General features: G+C 48.3%; 17 protein-coding genes and 1 tRNA gene. 12 read left to right on the top strand and 6 right to left on the bottom strand.

Features of this window, described 5'->3' with window-relative positions:
• The first annotated feature begins 36 nt into the window (after positions 1 to 36).
• The 4 genes from E7746_RS03700 to pulA all read left to right on the top strand — a co-directional run bounded on the left by E7746_RS03700 (position 37) and on the right by pulA (position 3,492).
• Positions 37 to 222: a hypothetical protein gene (locus E7746_RS03700; RefSeq protein ID WP_136409872.1), complete on the top strand. Its 186-nt coding sequence runs from the start codon at positions 37 to 39 to the stop codon at positions 220 to 222.
• 106 nt (positions 223 to 328) lie between these two features.
• On the top strand, positions 329 to 877 hold the full coding sequence (locus E7746_RS03695) for a 30S ribosomal protein S16 (protein ID WP_136409871.1): 549 nt from the start codon (positions 329 to 331) through the stop codon (positions 875 to 877).
• A gap of 211 nt (positions 878 to 1,088) precedes the next feature.
• Positions 1,089 to 1,400, top strand: a complete 312-nt coding sequence (locus E7746_RS03690; protein ID WP_136409870.1) for a T9SS type A sorting domain-containing protein — start codon at positions 1,089 to 1,091, stop codon at positions 1,398 to 1,400.
• Between the two features lie 85 nt (positions 1,401 to 1,485).
• A complete protein-coding gene (gene pulA, locus E7746_RS03685; RefSeq protein WP_370640278.1) occupies positions 1,486 to 3,492 on the top strand; it encodes a type I pullulanase in 2,007 nt (668 codons plus the stop codon).
• Between the two features lie 79 nt (positions 3,493 to 3,571).
• On the opposite strand, the gene E7746_RS03680 is transcribed toward pulA, so the two are convergent.
• The 5 genes from E7746_RS03680 to E7746_RS03660 form a co-directional block, all read right to left on the bottom strand.
• Positions 3,572 to 4,318 carry a nitroreductase family protein gene (locus tag E7746_RS03680; protein ID WP_136409869.1) on the bottom strand — a complete coding sequence of 249 codons (747 nt, stop codon included), beginning with the start codon at positions 4,316 to 4,318 and terminating at the stop codon, positions 3,572 to 3,574.
• Positions 4,319 to 4,410: 92 nt separating this feature from the next.
• Positions 4,411 to 6,624: a heavy metal translocating P-type ATPase gene (locus E7746_RS03675; protein WP_136409868.1), complete on the bottom strand. Its 2,214-nt coding sequence runs from the start codon at positions 6,622 to 6,624 to the stop codon at positions 4,411 to 4,413.
• A gap of 92 nt (positions 6,625 to 6,716) precedes the next feature.
• Positions 6,717 to 7,646 (bottom strand): DUF6377 domain-containing protein, encoded by a 930-nt coding sequence (locus tag E7746_RS03670; protein ID WP_136409867.1) that lies wholly within the window; start codon positions 7,644 to 7,646, stop codon positions 6,717 to 6,719.
• On the bottom strand, positions 7,618 to 8,295 hold the full coding sequence (locus E7746_RS03665; protein WP_136409866.1) for a hypothetical protein: 678 nt from the start codon (positions 8,293 to 8,295) through the stop codon (positions 7,618 to 7,620). The genes E7746_RS03670 and E7746_RS03665 overlap by 29 nt, the downstream gene beginning before the upstream one ends.
• Before the next feature lie 109 nt (positions 8,296 to 8,404).
• The gene (locus E7746_RS03660) at positions 8,405 to 10,009 is read right to left on the bottom strand and encodes a DUF6377 domain-containing protein (protein ID WP_136409865.1); all 1,605 of its coding nucleotides are present in this window, start codon (positions 10,007 to 10,009) and stop codon (positions 8,405 to 8,407) included.
• A gap of 353 nt (positions 10,010 to 10,362) precedes the next feature.
• Here E7746_RS03660 and E7746_RS03655 point away from each other — a divergent pair, with 353 nt between their 5' ends.
• From E7746_RS03655 to E7746_RS03620, 8 genes are all read left to right on the top strand, one after another.
• A complete protein-coding gene (locus E7746_RS03655; RefSeq protein WP_136409864.1) occupies positions 10,363 to 11,262 on the top strand; it encodes a helix-turn-helix domain-containing protein in 900 nt (299 codons plus the stop codon).
• 115 nt (positions 11,263 to 11,377) lie between these two features.
• A complete protein-coding gene (locus E7746_RS03650) occupies positions 11,378 to 13,273 on the top strand; it encodes an LptF/LptG family permease (protein ID WP_238337320.1) in 1,896 nt (631 codons plus the stop codon).
• A gap of 11 nt (positions 13,274 to 13,284) precedes the next feature.
• Positions 13,285 to 14,496, top strand: coding sequence for a bifunctional 3,4-dihydroxy-2-butanone-4-phosphate synthase/GTP cyclohydrolase II (locus E7746_RS03645; protein ID WP_123395992.1), 1,212 nt, complete (start codon positions 13,285 to 13,287; stop codon positions 14,494 to 14,496).
• 216 nt (positions 14,497 to 14,712) lie between these two features.
• The gene (locus tag E7746_RS03640) at positions 14,713 to 14,988 is read left to right on the top strand and encodes a co-chaperone GroES (RefSeq protein WP_123395993.1); all 276 of its coding nucleotides are present in this window, start codon (positions 14,713 to 14,715) and stop codon (positions 14,986 to 14,988) included.
• 18 nt (positions 14,989 to 15,006) lie between these two features.
• Entirely contained in the window at positions 15,007 to 16,644 is a 1,638-nt protein-coding gene (gene groL / locus E7746_RS03635) for a chaperonin GroEL (RefSeq protein ID WP_136409863.1), read from the top strand.
• 168 nt (positions 16,645 to 16,812) lie between these two features.
• A tRNA-Gly gene (locus tag E7746_RS03630) sits at positions 16,813 to 16,888 on the top strand.
• Between the two features lie 131 nt (positions 16,889 to 17,019).
• Positions 17,020 to 17,235 (top strand): type II toxin-antitoxin system HicA family toxin, encoded by a 216-nt coding sequence (locus E7746_RS03625; RefSeq protein WP_123396191.1) that lies wholly within the window; start codon positions 17,020 to 17,022, stop codon positions 17,233 to 17,235.
• Between the two features lie 38 nt (positions 17,236 to 17,273).
• Positions 17,274 to 17,624 (top strand): type II toxin-antitoxin system HicB family antitoxin, encoded by a 351-nt coding sequence (locus E7746_RS03620; protein ID WP_123395995.1) that lies wholly within the window; start codon positions 17,274 to 17,276, stop codon positions 17,622 to 17,624.
• Between the two features lie 79 nt (positions 17,625 to 17,703).
• On the opposite strand, the gene E7746_RS03615 is transcribed toward E7746_RS03620, so the two are convergent.
• On the bottom strand, positions 17,704 to 19,386 hold the full coding sequence (locus tag E7746_RS03615) for a tetratricopeptide repeat protein (protein ID WP_123395996.1): 1,683 nt from the start codon (positions 19,384 to 19,386) through the stop codon (positions 17,704 to 17,706).
• Positions 19,387 to 19,540 lie beyond the last annotated feature (154 nt).

Here is a 19,540-nt window from a genome sequence, read left to right as displayed (position 1 = left end):
ATTTGACACGTGCAAGCGTGCCAGCAAAAAAGATTCATGAAAATGCAACTGTCAAACTACCGAGGTATGTGCTGGAGCGGATACCTGAGCACCCACACAGCCATGCTCGACTCTCTCGGATACCGTGAACTCACCCCCAAAGCAATCCTCGCCCACACAATTGGAGGTCTTATGGCCGCGATGATTGCCCACGGACTCTATGTAATAATCACACTATTTTGAGGAAAGCCATAAGAAAAAGAGAAATTAAGTTGGCAAATCCGATAATAGTCACTAACTTTGCACTCGCATTTAGCAAATACAAAACATCTAATTCATTTAATTAAAAATGGCAACTAAAATCAGATTACAGCGTCATGGTCGCAAGAACTATGCGTTTTATCCCATTGTAATCGCCGATAGCAGGGCACCACGTGATGGTAAATTTATTGAAAGGATAGGTTCTTATAATCCGAACACTAATCCTGCTACAGTAACATTGAACTTCGAGCGTGCTTTGTATTGGCTTAACGTAGGTGCTCAACCCACCGACACAGTTCGCAACATTCTTTCTCACGAAGGTGTGCTTTTGATGAAGCATCTCCAGGGTGGTGTTAAGAAGGGCGCATTCAACGAAGAAGAAGCTCAGCGTCGTTTCGAGGCTTGGAAGCTCAAGCGTCAGGCTTCAGTTGATGCTGCTAAGGCATCAATCGCAAGCAAGAAGGAGCTTGAGGACAAGAAGCGTCTTGAGGCTGAAGAGGCTAAGAACAAGGCAAAGGCTGAAGCCGTTGCCAAGAAGAAAGCCGAAATCGCTGCCGCTAAGGCCGAAGCTGATGCTGCCGCTGCAGCAGCCGCTGCTGAGGAAACTCCCGCAGAAGAGGCTCCCGCTGCTGAATAATATTCGGTTAGCTACCTTACAAGAGAGTCCCGAAACCGTTATGGTTTCGGGACTCTTCTTATATCCATAAGGGTAATGCGTAAGGTTTCGGCCTTAGCATAAATATTCCATAGACAAATAACTCATTTTATTGTTTTTTGGGAAACGTAATCTTGTGAAAACCACACTAAATGACTAACTTTGTATAAAGTATATCAATCAACCAAAATTAATGAACAGACTGCTTGTCATCATTTCATTGCTTACGGCCATGACAACACTGCCTATGGCGGCATCATCCGTGCAAGAGATGAACGACGATGCAATAACCGAGGTAATCGACAACTCACCTACAATAAAGCCTGTAACAGGCGGCCTGGAAATCACGGTAAGCGATGGCAAAGCTCATGAATTCTATATCTATTCCATTACAGGACAGCTTGTAAAGAGGGTAAAAGCCGACTATACACTGACAGTCGAACTTCCGCAAGGTTACTACATCGTCAAATGCAGTTCTTGGTCCAAGAAAATTGTTGTGCGATGACAACGTGATTGTAAAATCGCGCTATCGCATTGTCTTATAGCATATTGTTATCTTTATTAATTAAATTTTAATGAAATTGAATCTAATGAAGCTATGCACCGGCACAATCGTGTCAGCAGCTCTGGTGTATGGAGCCGACAAGGCTCTCGCAGCATCACCCGATGCCATGTACTCCACCTTTGAAACCTACGACGGCAACGATCTCGAACTCGTTGTCGACTCAAAAGGCACTCATTTTACCTTGTGGTCGCCTGAAGCACAGGAAGCACATGTGTTACTCTATCCCACCGACCGTAACTCGACAGCAACCGCCACCCTCGCAATGAAGCGTAGCGAGCGTGGCACATGGCGTGTTTCGGTTCCTGAACAACTATACGGCAAATTCTACACTTTCCAGATAAAATACAAAGGCAAATGGCTTGACGAAACTCCCGGGGTATGGGCCAAGGCCGTAGGAACCAACGGCCACCGTGCCGCCATAATAAACTTTGCCGACACCAACCCCGAAGGCTGGGCCAATGACCGCGGACCTGCATTGAAAAACATCAATGATGCCGTAATATACGAGATGCATCATCGTGACTTCTCGATGCACCCCTCATCGGGCATTGTGAACAAAGGCAAGTTCCTTGCTCTTACCGAAGAGGGAACTCGTTCACTTCTCGGCGACAAGACCGGAATCGACCACCTGAAGGAGCTTGGCATAACGCACATCCACATTCTGCCCTCCTACGACTACAATAGCGTCGATGAGTCGCAGCTGCCCTCCAATCAGTACAACTGGGGTTACGACCCTTATAACTACAACGCTCCCGAAGGTTCCTATTCGACCAATCCGGCCGAACCCGAAACCCGTGTGCGCGAAATGAAGGAGATGGTCAAGGCTCTCCACGACAACGGCATCGGCGTTATCATGGATGTAGTCTACAACCACACCGCACAAAACGACGACTCCAACTTCTCGCTCACTGCTCCGGGCTACTACTACCGTCACCGTGACGACGGTAGCTACAGCGATGCTTCGGGCTGCGGCAACGAAACTGCATCGGAGCGCCAGCAGATGCGTGACTTCATCATCAACTCAGTGAAGTATTGGGCCGATGAATACCACATCGACGGATTCCGATTTGACCTCATGGCCATCCACGACATTGAAACCATGAACGAAGTTGCCGCCGAGCTTAAGAAGATCAATCCCGACATATTTGTCTACGGCGAAGGCTGGACAGCAGGCGACTCTCCCCTCCCCGTTGAAAAACGCGCGTTGAAGGACAATGTGTACAAGATGCCTCAGGTAGCTGTGTTCAGCGATGACCTGCGTGACGCTGTGAAGGGACACTACACCAATGCCGCCGACCGCGGATTTGCCACAGGAAAGCCGGGAAACGAAGAAACCGTTAAGATAGGCATCGTAGCTGCAACCGATCACCCCCAAGTTGACTACTCAAAGGGCAACAACTCAAAGAAGCCCTATGCTCTAAGCCCGACACAGGTGATAAACTACGTTTCATGTCACGATGACCTGACGCTCACCGACAAGCTGATCAAGTCGCTTCCCGATGAAAGCACCGCCGACCGACAGCGTGCGGCAAAGCTTGCGCAGACAATCGTGTTCACTTCACAGGGCACACCCTTCATGTTTGCCGGCGAAGAGATATTCCGCGACAAGAAAGGTGTACACAACTCCTATAAGTCACCCGATTCAATCAATGCAATCGACTGGAGCAAGAAGCATGAAAACGCCGATCTGTTCAACTACTACCGTGAGCTTATAAAGCTCCGCAAGAGCCATCCCGCATTCCGCATGACAACTGCCAAGGATGTGGCAAAGCACATCGTATTTGACAACACCAACAACGAGCCCAACCTCATCTCCTACTCAATAAAGGATAACGCCAACGGTGATACCTGGAAAGAGATAAAGCTGATATTCAACGGCTCCGATGACTCAAAGGAAGTAAAGGTGCCCAAAGGCAACTGGATTGTAGTGGCACAGGACGGTCAACTCAACGCTGAAGGATTGGGAATGAGCAAAGGCGGCAAACTGAAAGTCGCTCCACGCTCGGCACTTATTCTCGCCAAAGAGAAATAATCGACATCGACCACTCACAAAAAATAGCGCGGTATCTTTAACGGAAACCGCGCTATTTTCATCTATTATATGTCTAAAATTATTGCTTTACATCAAATCCTCTGCGACGAAGCGCATCGAGAGTCTTGTAGGCCATCGCCTCACGATAGTAGCCAATGATGTGTCCCGCCCAGTCGTTGTCGGTCTTGGTGCCTGTGCGAGTGGCATTGTACTCCGAAATCTGCTTGTCATATTTCAGCAGATCGGGCACCATGTTGTCACGCCTGTAGGCATTGTGGAATATCATAAGCTCACGCGGCTGCTTGGGCTTCAAATCGGGCATTTCGCGAGGAACGCCTATGGCAAGGCCGCACACAACGAATACACCTTCGGGCAAGTCCATCATCTTTGCTATTGCTTCGGGAGCTGCGGTACGGGCATAACCGATGGGACACGTACCAAGTCCGCATGATTCAGCGGCAACAAGCGCACTCATGAGCGCAAGGGCGGCATCGACCACGCCTACGATAACACCGTCGGCTGTGTGAGTGAAGCCGGGGAGATCTATGAGTTTTGCATCAGCAATGGTTCTTATCTTATTGTAGTCGGCACAAAACAGCATAAACCTGCGACAAGTCTTAATCTGTTTCTGTCCGGTCAACTCATATAACTTTTCCTTAACACTTTGGTCATCTATGTCGATTACCGAAAACTGCTGACCGTTATAACTGGTCGGAGTATTCCTGATAGCCTCATAGATTAAGTCCATCGTTTCCTGCGGTATATCTTCACGCTCGTATCTGCGTATACTGCGCCGGTCCAATAATGTAGATTTTACATCTTTCATGATCTAATTACAAGAATAAAGTAGGTAAGCACTCCAAGTTTGCATAAACAACAACCGAATCGTCGATAAAGTTCATCGATTCGTCACGTTTTTCAACCTTTTTTTCGCAACCTTAATGAATTTGTGACGACACTTACGCTACTTAACGCCATCAATGCACAGGCAATCATGGGGTTTAACAGATATCCTGTAAAAGGATACAGCAATCCGGCTGCAACAGGCACGGCGATTACATTATAAATAAACGCCCAGAAAAGATTCTGCCTTATGATGCCAACCGTGGCACGTGACAGCTTTATGGCCTGAGGCACCTTCTCAAGATTATCCGATATTATCGTCATCTGGGCCACATCTATGGCCACATCACTTCCCGACCCCATTGCAATACTAAGGTCGGCCATCGACAATGCCGCGCTGTCGTTTACACCATCACCCACCATAGCCACCTTGCGTCCGCTATCCTGAAGCGACTTTATGTATTGCCACTTGTCGGCAGGCGTCACGTTACCTTTGTAATGCTCTATGCCCACACGGCGTGCAAGGAGTGACGCAGCTTCCGAAGAGTCGCCGGTCAATATGTGCAGCTCCACATTCTCATCACGCAGCATTTCAACCGCACGCAACGATGTCGGCTTTACAGCATCGGCCACGGCATACAATCCCATGACCCCTTCCTTTTCCGACGCGATGTAGACTACCGAACAACCGTCGGCCGCCCATTTAGATGCCGTGGCCGAAACCTCGGCGGGAATTGTCACACCGTTGTTGCTTAAAAGCCGCTCATTGCCTACAAAGTAGTTTATCTTATCCACCTGGGCGCGCAATCCCTCCCCGGGGATGTTACGAAACGCAAGAACGAGCACCGGTTCGCAGTCGGTAAGGCTTTCAACTATTGCGGCAGCCAACGGATGACTCGACCTGCGCTCAATCGAATAGAGCACGTTGCGTGCATGGGCATTATCGCTGACAACCCACATGCTGTCGACCACTTCGGGCTTTCCCTTGGTCAATGTGCCTGTCTTGTCGAGAACAACAGTATCTACGCCCTTGGCGATTTCAAGACTCACAGCGTCACGTATCAATATGCCCTCCTCGGCACCGCGCCCCATTCCCACCATCAAGGCGGTGGGTGTGGCAAGTCCGAGAGCACACGGACAGGCGATAACCAACACAGTTATGGCCGACAATATTCCGTAAGTGACGCCGTTATCCTTGGCGAAAAACAGCCACAGCAACAACGTTACGACCGATAGGCTTATAATAACGGGGACAAATACCGATGCAACTTTGTCGACAATGCGCTGTATCGGCGGCTTGGAGCCTTGCGCCTCCTTAACCAGGGCGATTATGCGTGACAACATGGTCGACGACCCCACGCTTTGGGCCCGGTAAGTGAAGCTGCCCTCGCCGTTGACCGTTCCGGCAAACACCTTGGCGCCCTCCCTTACGGCTACAGGCATCGGCTCGCCTGTCATCATGCTTTGGTCGACATGACTTTCTCCATCCACAGCTATGCCGTCAACCGCAATCTTCTCACCGGGACGGGCAAGCAGTATGTCACCTATCGTTATGTCGGAGATTGACTTCTCAACCTGCGTGCCGTCGGGCAACACCACGATGGTGCTTTTGGGCTGAAGGCCTATCAGATTCTTTATCGAAACGGCAGTGCGTTGCTTGGCACGCTCCTCAAGCATACGCCCTATCAAGATGAACGTTATTATACATGCAGCCGCGTCAAAATAGACATGAGGCATAAGACCGTGACGCAACCACACCTCGGGGAATAAAGTGTTGAATACGCTAAACAGATAAGCGATGCCCGAACTCAACGCAACAAGAGTGTCCATGTCGCTTGAGCCCTGACGCAGGCGCTGCCAGGCATTGACATAGAACAGACGGCCGCCAATGACCACTACCGGAGTAGCAAGACACCATAACAGCACATTCACAGCCGTTCCTCCGTGATGGAATGCAAACGACACTATCAATATCACTGCGGTAAGCACAGCCGAGAATGTCACGTTTCTTTTTACTTTTCGCATCTCGGCCTCACGCATCCGGTCAAGCTCCTCTTCGCTCATCTCGATGTGGAGCGTATAGCCGTAACGCCGTACCGCATCACGCATCCGTTCGGGAGTAATCACATCGGGATCATATTCTACACTCGCCTCACGTGAGGCAAAGTTGGCAACAGCCTCCTTGACTCCGTCAAGAGAGTTCAGCACCGACTCGACCTTACCGGCACAAGCGGCACAGTGCATACCGCTCACAGGATATATGGATTTTTCTTCTTTTAATTTTGCCATGAATTATGAATTTCGGATTTGTTGTTACAAATATACAACACTCCGATTAATTTAATGTCACGACAAAACCGAATATTTGAGAACTGACAATGTCACTCTATGACAGCGATGCGCATCAAGTCGGCATCAAATGTGTCACGATTTATAGCCTTGGCCTTAACCTTGGCACGATAGGCATATACGGTATTGATTGAATATCCAAGGAATTCCGCAATACGACTTCCGTCGTCAACGCCAAGACGAACAAGAGCATATATACGCAACTCAGTAGGCAGCTTGCCGTCAGTTGGAGCGACATAACGCTCCTCTTCACGCAACAATGAATTAAGCTCCTCAAAAAATGACGGATATATGTGCAGAAAGGCATTGTCGAATATCATGTAGAACTCCTTGCGCTGCTCATCCATTATACGCCCCGACCGCGTGATGCCGTACAAGTCCTCAACCTGCCCCGAAGCAAGTTTTCGGTTTACGGTCTTGCAAAGGTTGCCAAGACGCTTGGTCGAAAGAGCACACATGTCAAGAAAATTCTTCAGATAGGTTTCCTTGGCGTTATTGGCCTGAGCTATGCGGGCATGCGCCTTGCGCAGGCGAGCCATGTCACGGCGATAATATATCAATGCTCCTACAATTATCACCAGCCAGATAACCAGCGTTAAAACGAGCAGCCACACAAGAGTCGCGTTATATTCACCTCTGTCCTTGAAGCTTCGTTCCATCAGCACGAGCGACTCCACCGCAGGCGCGGCCCTACGGTTGGCGTCACTCATCGACGACATGTCAATGGCAGCCGACAGATAGCGGTGTGCTCGGTTTATGTTGCCGTAATCGTAAAGCAGCTGTCCCATAGAGTGCAATGCCAATCCTTCACGACATCCCCCCATGACCTCCGAGATAGCGGTCTGCGACATGAAATAGAGCTGTTCGTTAAGCTTATTCACCTGCTGTTCATAGCAATAGTAGGCCAGATAAGAGGCTCTGGCATACTCGGGGCTATAGTCGGGCGCGCTCCATGACTTCAACGGCAGTGGCTATCGCCGCACCGTAATTCTCCATATATATGAAGTTTTCGGCATCAAGCAGCTCCCACTCAATCGACCCGGGTATGATATACTTCATGTATTCACGACGGTATTTATTACACAAGTCATTATAGGGAGGTGTCGCCGAGTAATAGACCATTCCCACCTGGAAAAACACTTCAGCGGCATTGCCGTAATATATCGCTCGCATGGAATCGGGGATGGAGTCATCGGGAATGGCAAGAAACATGTCATAACCCTCCTTGACAAACCCATTGCGAACGTGCACCTTTATCAATCTCAGCTTGAGTTCAAGCCTTAGCGACAGATTATCGGTCAAACGAGCCATATCATAGCCGTTGCGAAAATAAGCAAATGCCGAGTCATTGTTAAACGACTCATACTCCTTGCCTATTTCCAACATTCTATAAGCCTCACGCCCAATCCCAACAGGCAATGACTTTATACTGTCGATTCTGTTAAGACGCGAAGTTATATACACATTTCGATTTTCAAGGACTTCATCGAGCTGTTCAAGTACATTCTCGATATTCTCCGACGACACTATTATCGGAATATCGGAAGCACGAGCCGTCCCTGCGAAAAGAGCTATTACAAGTAATATGATTTTTATACGATTATGTTGCAATGGTATTATCGATTTTCTTTTACAATAGCAAAATTCCTGTTAACAATCCTGTCACTTGACATTCAAAGTTAAATATCATTTATATATAATGCAACATTTTTAGCAAAGTTTAGGAGATTGCGCCTATTTTCATGACATCATTTTCAAAATTTTCACGATTGATGGCCCTATTCCTCAATCGATTACGATAAGAGTATATTGTATTCACCGAATAATTCAGCACCTGGGCGATGCGTGTACTTTCATCAACGCCAAGACGCATGAAGGCAAGAATACGCAGATCGGTGTTCAGCAACTCTCCGTCACGCAGCTCTATGCGCTCATCAGGACGCAGCAATAGGTTCACCTGTTCCACAAAATCAGGATATATGTGAAGGAATGCCTTGTCGAAAGTGTCATAAAACTCCCTACTCTGTTCCTCGACAAACTTGCCCGACTTTGTCATCCTATAGAGATCATCGGTGTGACCTGTCGAAATTTTACGCTCGGCTATTTTACAGAACTGATTAAGCTTATCCATGTATATGGTACAAAGATTCAGGAACTGGCTCATATACATCTCCTTGATGCTATTGGCACCCTCAAGATGCTGCTGAAGCAACTTCATGCGCCTCATCTCCCGGCGCAGAACCAACAGCAGTATTCCCAGCACAATCATCATAACGGCCATTCCTCCGAGCACCATGTAAAGTCGGTGACGCCCGCGTTCAAGTTCTGTCCTGTGCGCGGCACCGATCACCGGTAACGCAAGCGATGTCTGCAACATTCTCATCGATGCATTACACTCCACGGCATTACCCAACGCAATCGACAGATAGGAATAGGCTCGATCTATATCGCCAAGTTCATATAGCTTCACTCCAAGTTCCTGAAGCGACATCACCTCACGTGTAGCCGACTTTACATCGGCAATGGCCGATTTTGCAAGATAATACACGTGCTCGTCATCCTTGTTTTTCAACGCGGCTATCTGACTTATGATATGAGCCGCACGTGCTCCCGTATTGGAATCGTCGCCAACCGAGTACAGCAACTCCGACAAAGTGGCCTCGGCCTCGGAATATTTCCCCGTTAGATAATAGTATTCACCCTGGTTCAACAGATATTGGGGTGTATCCTTAGGTATCACCTCAAGAAGACGCTTTTGCATGTCAACAGCCTTGTCATTCCATTTACGATAGGCATCGGGATAATTTCCGTAAAAAGAAGCGACATAACTGTACATCTGCCTACCCGACTCAAACGCAAGAACCCTAAGTTCAGGCGGCAACGAATCTATATTCATACGTTCAAATCGGCTTACCGCTTCATCGATAAACCCCACAACCGGCAAATTGGAGATAAGCTTAAGCTCAAGTCGCATAGCCATGTCACGGTCGCCGATAGAGTCGGCAATATGCATTCCGTGCCAATAGCTCACAAGAGCCGAATCAGTGAGATAACCCGAGTAACAGTCGCCAAGCTCCATAATAAGCTTCAGTCGCTCCGGAGAATAAGTCGCATATTTCTTCATCTCGCCCGACACTGAATCAATCTTCAATGCACGGCGCTGCATGTAAAGGTCACTGTGCTGCAATTCCGTGTCAAGAATGTCCAACGCACCCTGAACCTCCTGCTTTCCGACCAGCGCACAATATACCGGCATCACACCCGCCATAAGCAAAATGGCACTTGCGACAATCCTAAACCACCAGTATTTGAAGTCACTGTTCATTGCTTCAATTTTTTATTCCGTAAAAATAGTAATAATCTCGCAATAAGGCACCAACATCATGATATAAAATCATTTAAAATATTGTTCATTACAAATTAATTTCTTTACTTTGCACAACATCGCAATCTTGCATGCTCAATGATAATAAAATCCACTATAAACAAATCATACAGACTATTATCGGAATTGACCCGCATCACCTTTGCGTTCATATCCATCAAAAATATATCATTATATATGGCAAAAGGGCACTTGGCCGGTGATGTCACCCCCCTATCATGGGCACCAATAATCCTGTTGCCGGCAATTACCAATTAAATACCGGCTGTTAAAACCGCATAAAACCAACGACAATGGACATAGCCACAATCGACCATATCCCTTCATCATCGCGTCTTGCAGCAAGCATCGACACAATCGCAATATGCGACAATCTTAATGAGATAAAAGAACTCGTGCTTCCTGCCAAAGTTGACTTGATGTTGCTGATTCTATGTGAACGGGGCACGCTGACATTATACTATGATTCATCGTGCCAGAAGATGACCCAACATAACATGATGGTGCTGCGTCCGGGACACATATTACACCGCTATGTCACATCGCCCGACTTCAAAGGGCACTTCATTAGCTTAAGTTCAAGCCTGCTCGGCGACATGCTGCCGCCGTTGGCCAAGACATTGCCGTGCTTTACTCATTTCCGCGACAATCCCGTAATAGCACTTACCGATGATGAAGTGGCAAGCCAGACCGAACTGCGTGACATTCTGCGTCGGAAAACCTATTCTCAAGGTCATCAGTATCAAGGCGAAGTCGTGCGCACTCTGCTTGAAGCGCTATTTTATGAAACACTGGGTCTTTACCTGGCTCACTGGTCATCGGTCGACAACACCAAGGAGATGAAGCGACGTGACGCACTTTTCTACAGCTTTATATGCATCGTTGAAGAGAATTTCCGCACCGAACGATCAATATCGTTTTATGCCGACAAACTGTGCATAAGCCCCAAACACCTGTCGGCTACAATAAAGGAGGCAAGCGGACGCACCGCAAGCGAATGGATCGACTCATACGTGATTCTGGAAGCGAAGACACTGTTACGCAACACCGGCCTTACAATTCAGGAAGTCAGCACAAAGCTCAACTTCACCAACCAGTCGTTTTTCGGCAAATATTTCAAGCACCTCACGGGCCAGTCGCCGCGAGCATTCCGCTCGTCACCCCAAACAATGTCGTCACTCAACACTAAATGACACATAGTGACATTTTCACCTATCCGACTTCTTGCTCAAGTTGTGGATTTATTGTAACTTTGCCCCTCTAAAACAATAAGCCCCAATGCTAAGAATAAAGCGACTATATCTATTTATGCTACAGAGCTTTCTGCCTCTGTTTCTAATGACATTCCTGATATGTCTCTTTATCGTGTTGATGCAATTTCTGTGGAAAAACATCGACGACCTTGTGGGAAAAGGCCTTGAAATCAGCGTAATCGGCGAGCTTTTCTTCTATGCGGCACTATCAATGGCGCCCATGGCCCTGCCCCTCGCGGTACTGCTTGCATCGTTGATGACATTCGGCAATCTCGGCGAGCGATTTGAGCTTACGGCCATGAAAGCGTCAGGCGTGTCGCTCATCAAAGCCATGCGACCGCTTATCATATTCATGGTACTCGTTGCAATAGGCGCATTCTTCTTCCAGAACAACGTGCTGCCAATATCGCAGACCAAAATGTTCACGCTGCTCTACTCGATGAGGCAGAAATCGCCCGAGTTGGAGATTCCCGAAGGAGTTTTCTACGACCAGATTCAAGGATTCAACCTCTATGTCCGCGAAAAGAACCGTGACACCGGAATGTTGTACGATGTGCTTATTTACAATGTAAGCAAAGGCTCCGACAACGCCACCATCATATATTCCGACTCCGGAAAAATGAGCATAACCGACGACAAGAGCCACCTCATCCTGAAACTTTGGCAGGGAGAGCAATTTGAAAATCTCCGTGAACAGGGTGTATCGGCCAACAATGTCCCCTATCGTCGCGAGTCATTTGACAACAAAGAGGTTATGATTGCATTCGACGCCAACTTCAACCGTATGGACGAGAGCGGAATGCGTAATCAGTTTGTGGGCAAAAACATGGCCGAGCTGCAACAGACCATCGACTCGGTCAACAAGCGTGTCGACAGCATCGGCGCCGAATATGGAAAGTCAATCAAGGAGATGGGCTATTTCGGACTGCCCTACTACACCTATCAGTCATCGCCCGAAGGAGTGTTGAGCATAAAGCAGAAAGAGGTCACAATGACCAAGCCGCTCGACATCGATTCACTGTTCCGAGGCTCCAACCCGTCATTTGCAAAGTCCTATCTGACCCAGGCATTGTCCAAGGCCAAGCGCATACGCCAGGACTACGAGTTCCGCTCCTACACGATGAACGACGACCGCCGCACGATACGCCGTCACCATATCGAGCTTATGAAGAAATTCACGCTCTCGGTAGCGTGCCTTGTGTTCTTCTTCATAGGCGCACCGTTAGGAGCCATTATACGAAAAGGAGGACTCGGAATGCCGCTCGTAATCTCGGTATTCCTGTTCATTTTCTACTTCATCATCGACAATACCGGCAACAAGATGGCGCGTGACGGCCGCATCGAAGTGTGGGAAGGAATGTGGCTGTCGACATTCGTGCTGCTGCCGCTTGGCATATTCTTCACCTACAAGGCGGTAAACGACTCGGCGCTATTCAACCGTGACGCCTACACCAACTTCTTCCGCAAGCTCATAGGCCGCAGCGAAACCCGCAAGCTCGAGGTAAAGGAAGTGGTGATGAACGAGGTCGAAATACCCGAAGCCCTGTCAATGATCGACGGCCTGATTGCAAAGTGCAACGAGTTTATGAATCGCTACAAGGGGCGGCAAAGCTACATCGACTACTGGACTCAGGGCTACAACAGACGCGAACTTCATACAATAAGCGCCGACCTGGAGCACACAGTCGACTACATATCCAACAGCCGCAACCGCATCATCATACTAAAGCTCATGGAGCTTCCTGTCATGAAGAGCCTGTGGTTCTACCACCCCACCAACTACAAGTGGCTCGGATGGCTGTGTGCCGCAATGTTCCCCATCGGTATTCCTTTATATATCGTCGGAACACGCACTCAGGACAAGTTGAAAGAGGAAATACATCACATAATCACTACATGCAGTGAACTTGCTTCGCTGTTAACGGTTGATACAGAAGACACCGATAACTAAATTTTAGCAATATGGACGACATAAAGCTGGACAAAATAGACGAAGCCTTGAAGGATTTCCGCGAAGGCAAATTTGTAATAGTGGTTGACGATGAGGACCGTGAGAATGAAGGCGACCTCATAGTTGCCGCCGAAAAAATAACACCCGAACAAGTCAACTTCATGCTCAAGAACGCCCGAGGCGTGCTGTGCGTGCCCATGACCATGTCACGCTGCGAGGAGCTCGAGCTGAACCATCAGGTGAGCAACAACACTTCAATGCTTGGCACACCGTTCACAATAACAGTCGACAAGCTTGAGGGATGCACCACGGGCGTCAGCATCAACGACCGCACTGCTACAATTCGCGCCCTTGCCGACCCCGCTTCGCGCCCCGAAACATTCGGCCGTCCCGGACACATAAATCCCCTTTACGCACAGGATAAAGGAGTGTTGCGCCGTGCCGGACACACCGAAGCCGCCGTCGACCTTGCCCGCCTATCGGGTTTGCAGCCCGTTGCCGCTCTCATGGAAATCATGAGCGAGGACGGAAGCATGGCTCGTCTGCCCGAACTGCGCCGCCGCGCCGATGAATGGGGGCTGAAACTCATCTCGATAAAAGACCTGATTGCCTATCGATTGAACCAGGAGTCGCTTGTCGAGAAAGGCGTAGAAGTAGACATGCCCACACAATGGGGACACTTCAGGCTGATTCCTTTCCGTCAGAAGAGCAACGGACTTGAACACGTAGCGATAATAAAAGGCGACCTCGCCGGCGACGACTCTCCCGCACTTGTGCGCGTACACTCATCATGCATGACAGGCGACATCTTCGGGTCGAAACGTTGCGACTGCGGCGACCAGCTCCACCGCGCACTTGAAATGATCGAAAAAGAGGGTCGCGGAGCTGTCGTGTACCTCAATCAGGAAGGCCGCGGCATAGGACTCATGGAGAAGATGAAAGCCTACAAGCTGCAGGAAGGCGGAATGGACACAGTAGACGCCAATATATGCCTCGGACACCTCGCCGACGAGCGTGACTACGGCGTGGGAGCGCAGATACTGCGCGAAATCGGAGTGCGTAAAATGCGCTTAATGAGCAACAATCCGGTAAAGCGCGTCGGACTCGAAGCCTATGGACTTGAAATAACCGAGAACGTGCCTATCGAAGTTGCGCCCAACGAATACAACATCCGTTACATGCGCACCAAAAAAGAGCGCATGGGCCACAATCTGCACATGTAATTAAGGAATATTCCCAATTTTTACGGAGGCCGTCATAAACACATGACGGCTTCTATTGTTATATATGTATGTGGCGCGGGGGAGGTGACAATTTGTCAACCTCTTTTGTCACGTATTGACATTGGCACAATATATGCTAATAGAGTACATGAAAACTGAGTGAAACTGAATAATCACAAAAAAAACATATATCTAACAAATTAAAAATAAAAAGCTATGAATATCCAACCATTGGCTGACAGAGTATTGATAAAGCCCACTCCCGCCGAGGAGAAGACCTTGTCAGGTATCATCATTCCCGATTCAGCAAAAGAGAAGCCCCTGCGCGGCACTGTACTCGCTGCAGGAAAAGGCACTAAGGATGAAGAAATGGTGGTTAAGGAAAATGATGTTGTAATGTTTGGCAAGTACGCCGGCACCGAGATTGAGCTCGACGGTGAAAAGCTTCTCATCATGCGTCAATCTGACATTTTGGCAATCATTAAAGACTAAAAAAAGAGAACAGAAATCATGGCAAAAGAAATTAAATTTGATATCAAGGCTCGCGAAGAGCTCAAGAAAGGCGTTGACGCTCTCGCCGATGCAGTTAAAGTAACTCTTGGTCCTAAAGGCCGCAACGTTATAATCGACAAGAAATTCGGTGCTCCCCACATCACAAAGGACGGTGTGTCGGTAGCTCGTGAAGTAGAACTCGAAGACCCCTTCCAGAACATGGGCGCACAGCTCGTTAAGGAAGTTGCATCAAAGACCGGTGACGATGCAGGTGACGGTACAACCACTGCAACCGTTCTTGCACAGTCAATCATCAACGTAGGCTTGAAGAACGTAGCCGCCGGTGCCAACCCCATGGACATCAAGCGCGGTATCGACAAGGCCGTAGCTGCCGTTGTTGAGAACATCAAGGGTCAGGCCGAGGAAGTAGGCGACGACTTGAAGAAAATCGAGGATGTTGCCCGTGTATCGGCCAATAACGACGCCGAAATCGGTAAGCTCATCGCCGAGGCTATGCGCAAGGTAAAGAAAGAGGGCGTAATCACAGTTGATGAAGCCAAGGGAACCGAAACCACCGTCGACATCGTCGAGGGTATGCAGTTTGACCGTGGCTACATCTCACCCTACTTCGTTACCAACACCGAGAAGATGGAGTGTGAGATGGATCACCCCTATATACTCATCTACGACAAGAAGATTTCATCGCTCAAGGAGATGCTCCCCATCCTCGAGGCTACCGCTCAGAGCGGTCGTCCGCTCCTCATCATCGCCGAGGATGTCGATCAGGAAGCACTTGCAACACTCGTTGTAAACCGTCTGCGTGGCTCACTTAAGATTTGCGCAGTCAAGGCTCCCGGATTCGGCGACCGTCGTAAGGAGATGCTTGAGGACATCGCAGTGCTCACCGGCGGAACAGTTATTTCGCAGGAAAAGGGCATGAACCTTGAAACTTCGACCATCGACATGCTCGGTCAGGCCGAAAAGATTACTGTCAACAAGGAAAATACCACCATTGTAAACGGCTTGGGTTCTAAGGAAGCCATTGCACAGCGTGTGGCTCAGATAAAGGCTCAGATTGAAACCACCACAAGCGACTACGACAAGGAGAAGCTCCATGAGCGTCTTGCCAAGCTTGCCGGCGGTGTGGCAGTGCTTCACATCGGTGCTCCCTCCGAAGTTGAGATGAAGGAGAAGAAGGACCGTGTCGACGATGCATTGAGCGCAACCCGTGCAGCCATCGCCGAAGGAATCGTTCCCGGTGGAGGCGTAGCTTACATACGCAGCATCGCAAGCCTTGAAAACCTCAAGGGCGACAACGATGACGAAAACACCGGTATCGCAATCATCAAGCGTGCTATCGAAGAGCCTATGCGCCAGATCGTAGCCAATGCCGGAGTAGAAGGTGCCGTTGTTATACAGAAGGTTAAGGAAGGTACAGGCGACTACGGTTACAATGCACGCACAGGCGAGTACGAGCACCTCTTTGCAACCGGTGTAATCGATCCTGCAAAGGTAACTCGTGTAGCTCTTGAAAACGCTGCATCAATCGCCGGAATGTTCCTCACCACCGAATGTGTAATTGCCGAGAAGAAGGAAGAGAATCCTGCTCCCGCAATGCCTGCCGGAGGTATGGGCGGAATGGGTGGAATGATGTAATTTCCCACTTAAATTAACACCGAGGCGCACTGTCAATTGACAATGCGCCTCGTCTGTTTTTACCCATAAAGATGTGCACTTAAATGGAGCCGAATATTATGCTGAAAAATATGCCTGCTCGGTTACGCCTCTTCCGAATTAATTACTAACTTTGCATCGAAAATAATCGCGGTAGTAGCTCAGCTGGTAGAGCATTAGCTTCCCAAGCTAAGGGTCGCGGGTTCGAGCCCCGTTTACCGCTCCATCTGCAAAGCACTGATTTTCAATTATATTTGAAGATCAGTGCTTTTATTATTTGCCTGTAATTTCATAAACTTTTATCTGAAAAAATTTGTTTATGATACTGAATTTAGTATCTTTGCACAAAACTACAATATGAGCAAGAAAGAAAAGCTAATAGCGCGCCTCCTGTCATGCCCGAAAGACTTCTCCTACGATGAAGCCCGAACTCTCTTGTGTGCTTTGGGTTTTGAAGAACGAAATAAGGGTAAAACATCGGGTTCAAGAGTTGAATTTGTAAGAGGCAAGGACACTATATTGTTACATAAGCCTCATCCGTCGGGCGAGTTGAAGCCTTACCAAGTGAGGTAACTAACAGAAGTATTAAAGACACTAAAACTTATATAATCATGGGATATTTAAAATATAAAGGTTACACAGGTTCGGTGGAGTTCAGCGAAGAGGATGATTGCTTATTTGGAAAAGTACAAGGGCTTCACGGCACACTCATCTCCTATGAAGGGGATACTGTCGAAGAGATAAGAGCTGATTTTGAGGGTGCAGTAGACGATTATCTCGAAAGCTGTAAAGAACGCGGCATAGAACCGGCAAAGCCATATAGTGGCAAATTCATTGTCAGGATGACATCCGACCTGCACAGTCGTGTTGCTGCAATGGCTGAAGCAACCGGGACGACAATAAACGAGTTTATAACCCGTGCCGTAACGCATGAGCTTGACCACAGCGCAACCGCTTCATAAGTATTTGTATTCCCCTATATAAACGACAACGGCTCCACCTGCATGAGGTGAAGCCGTTGTTATTTAATAAATTAATCTATTAGAGATTGCGGAGGTTGAACTTTGCAAACTCAAGGTCGTTCTGAGCCTTGGCTGCAAGTGACTTGTCGAGCTTTATAGCCTGACGAAGGTTGTTCATAACCATCTTTTCATTGTTGGTGCGGGCACCAAGTATTGCGGTTATATAGAACGTAGTAGCATTGGGGTGAACCACACCTGAAAGTGTATTCTTAGCCTTACTGTAATCCTTGTTGAGAATCTGGGCAAGAGCGGCGTTGTTGGTCTTGCTGTCGCCAAATGCACGTATGGCTGAATTGTAGTCGCCCTGCTTCATGTAGTAAACACCAAGAGCGTCACCAAGAGCGGGAACACCGGCTGCGTTACCAAACTTGGCTGTAGCCTCCTTGTAGTTCTTGTTGAGCAACGACACAAGTCCGAGGTTCATCTGAGCCTCACCGCTTTCGGGAGCGAGGCGTGCAGCCTGAGCGAAGTTGGCTTCAGCAGCCTCATAGTCCTGGTCGATGTACTGACACATACCAAGGTTGTTGTAAGCACGATAATCCTTGGGATAAAGCTCGATGGCAGTATCATAAATCTGAAGACGCTTGTCGTTATTGTCGGTCAGCGTTGCTGCATAAAGTATCTCGTCAACCGAGAGAGCCTTGGGATTCAAGGAGTAGATGTTCATGATCTCCTCGTCGCTCTTGCCTATTACATCGATTGATGCAGTGATGCGAGAGTAACGCAACTGGGGAAGAATCTCCTCGGCAAGCTGATCAAACACTGATGAAAGGTTACGTATTTCACGCTCGCGCTGCTCGGGATCCTTATACATTGAAAGAACACTGAGAATCAACTCCTTATCCTGGATATTGCTTGCTGCAACAAGACGCTGGAAACCTTCCCAGTCCTGAGGAGTGAAGTTGGCGGTCAATTCACCGAATTCCGAGATGTTGTCCTTCTTAAGCTTGTTCTGAACATAGCTCTTGGTATTCTTCTCACGATTCTCGGCCAAACGGGTGTTCAGCTCTACACCACCATCGGGCGATGCATAAGAAGTGATGTTTATTTCCTTGATTTCGCGACGATTGTCCTCATTAGCCTCGGCAATCTCCTGATGGAGGTTATTCATCTCGGCTGTGCGCAGCTGACCGTCACGTATATTGGCCTGATTTATAAGGAACTTTATATCGGCATCAAATTTCTCGTTGATGATGCGCTGGAACTTGTCGGGAGCAATTGCAGGCGACACTGTAGCGGCATCGGCAAGAGCGGCGGTAGCCACAACACCGTCGGCCACCTTAACGCGCGGAAGAGCATACTGCTTACCACCCTGACGCACTGTGAATGCCAGGCTGAGATTGCTCTTAATCATCTCGGGATTGTAGTTATAGCTAACGGGGATGGTCACTGTACCGCCACCGTCGTAGCTGATTACCGGATTGTTACCGCGCACCTTCTCGCCCTGGAATGTGTAGGGGGTCGATGCGATTTCGGTTCCGTTGAATTCAAGGTAGGGAGTCACCGTAACCTCAGCATTCTTCACAAAGAATTTTCCCGGGATTTTACCTGTAACGGTTGCGGGCACCTTTTCACCCACCACCTCAAGCGGATTGGGATTGACCGAGAAGTAATCAGCTCTGAACTGATTCATCTTCTTGCCACAACCTGTAAAAACTAAAGCACTGCCCAAAATGAGCGCATAGCAAAATTTGCTGTTCATGATGATTTTGAATTACTGTATGAATTTAAACGAATAATCGATTTATAGCACTACAAATATACTACAAATTTCAAACATTATTAGCTTAATGCGGCCACATATTTGTTAAATTATCTCATTAATTTCACATCATGTAGCATCGCAACAACATTTA

The sequence above is a fragment of the Muribaculum gordoncarteri genome (genome assembly GCF_004803695.1).
Classification (GTDB): Bacteria; Bacteroidota; Bacteroidia; order Bacteroidales; family Muribaculaceae; genus Muribaculum; species Muribaculum gordoncarteri.
Note: the sequence above shows the minus strand (reverse complement) of the source record. Positions and strands in the feature narration are given on the sequence as shown.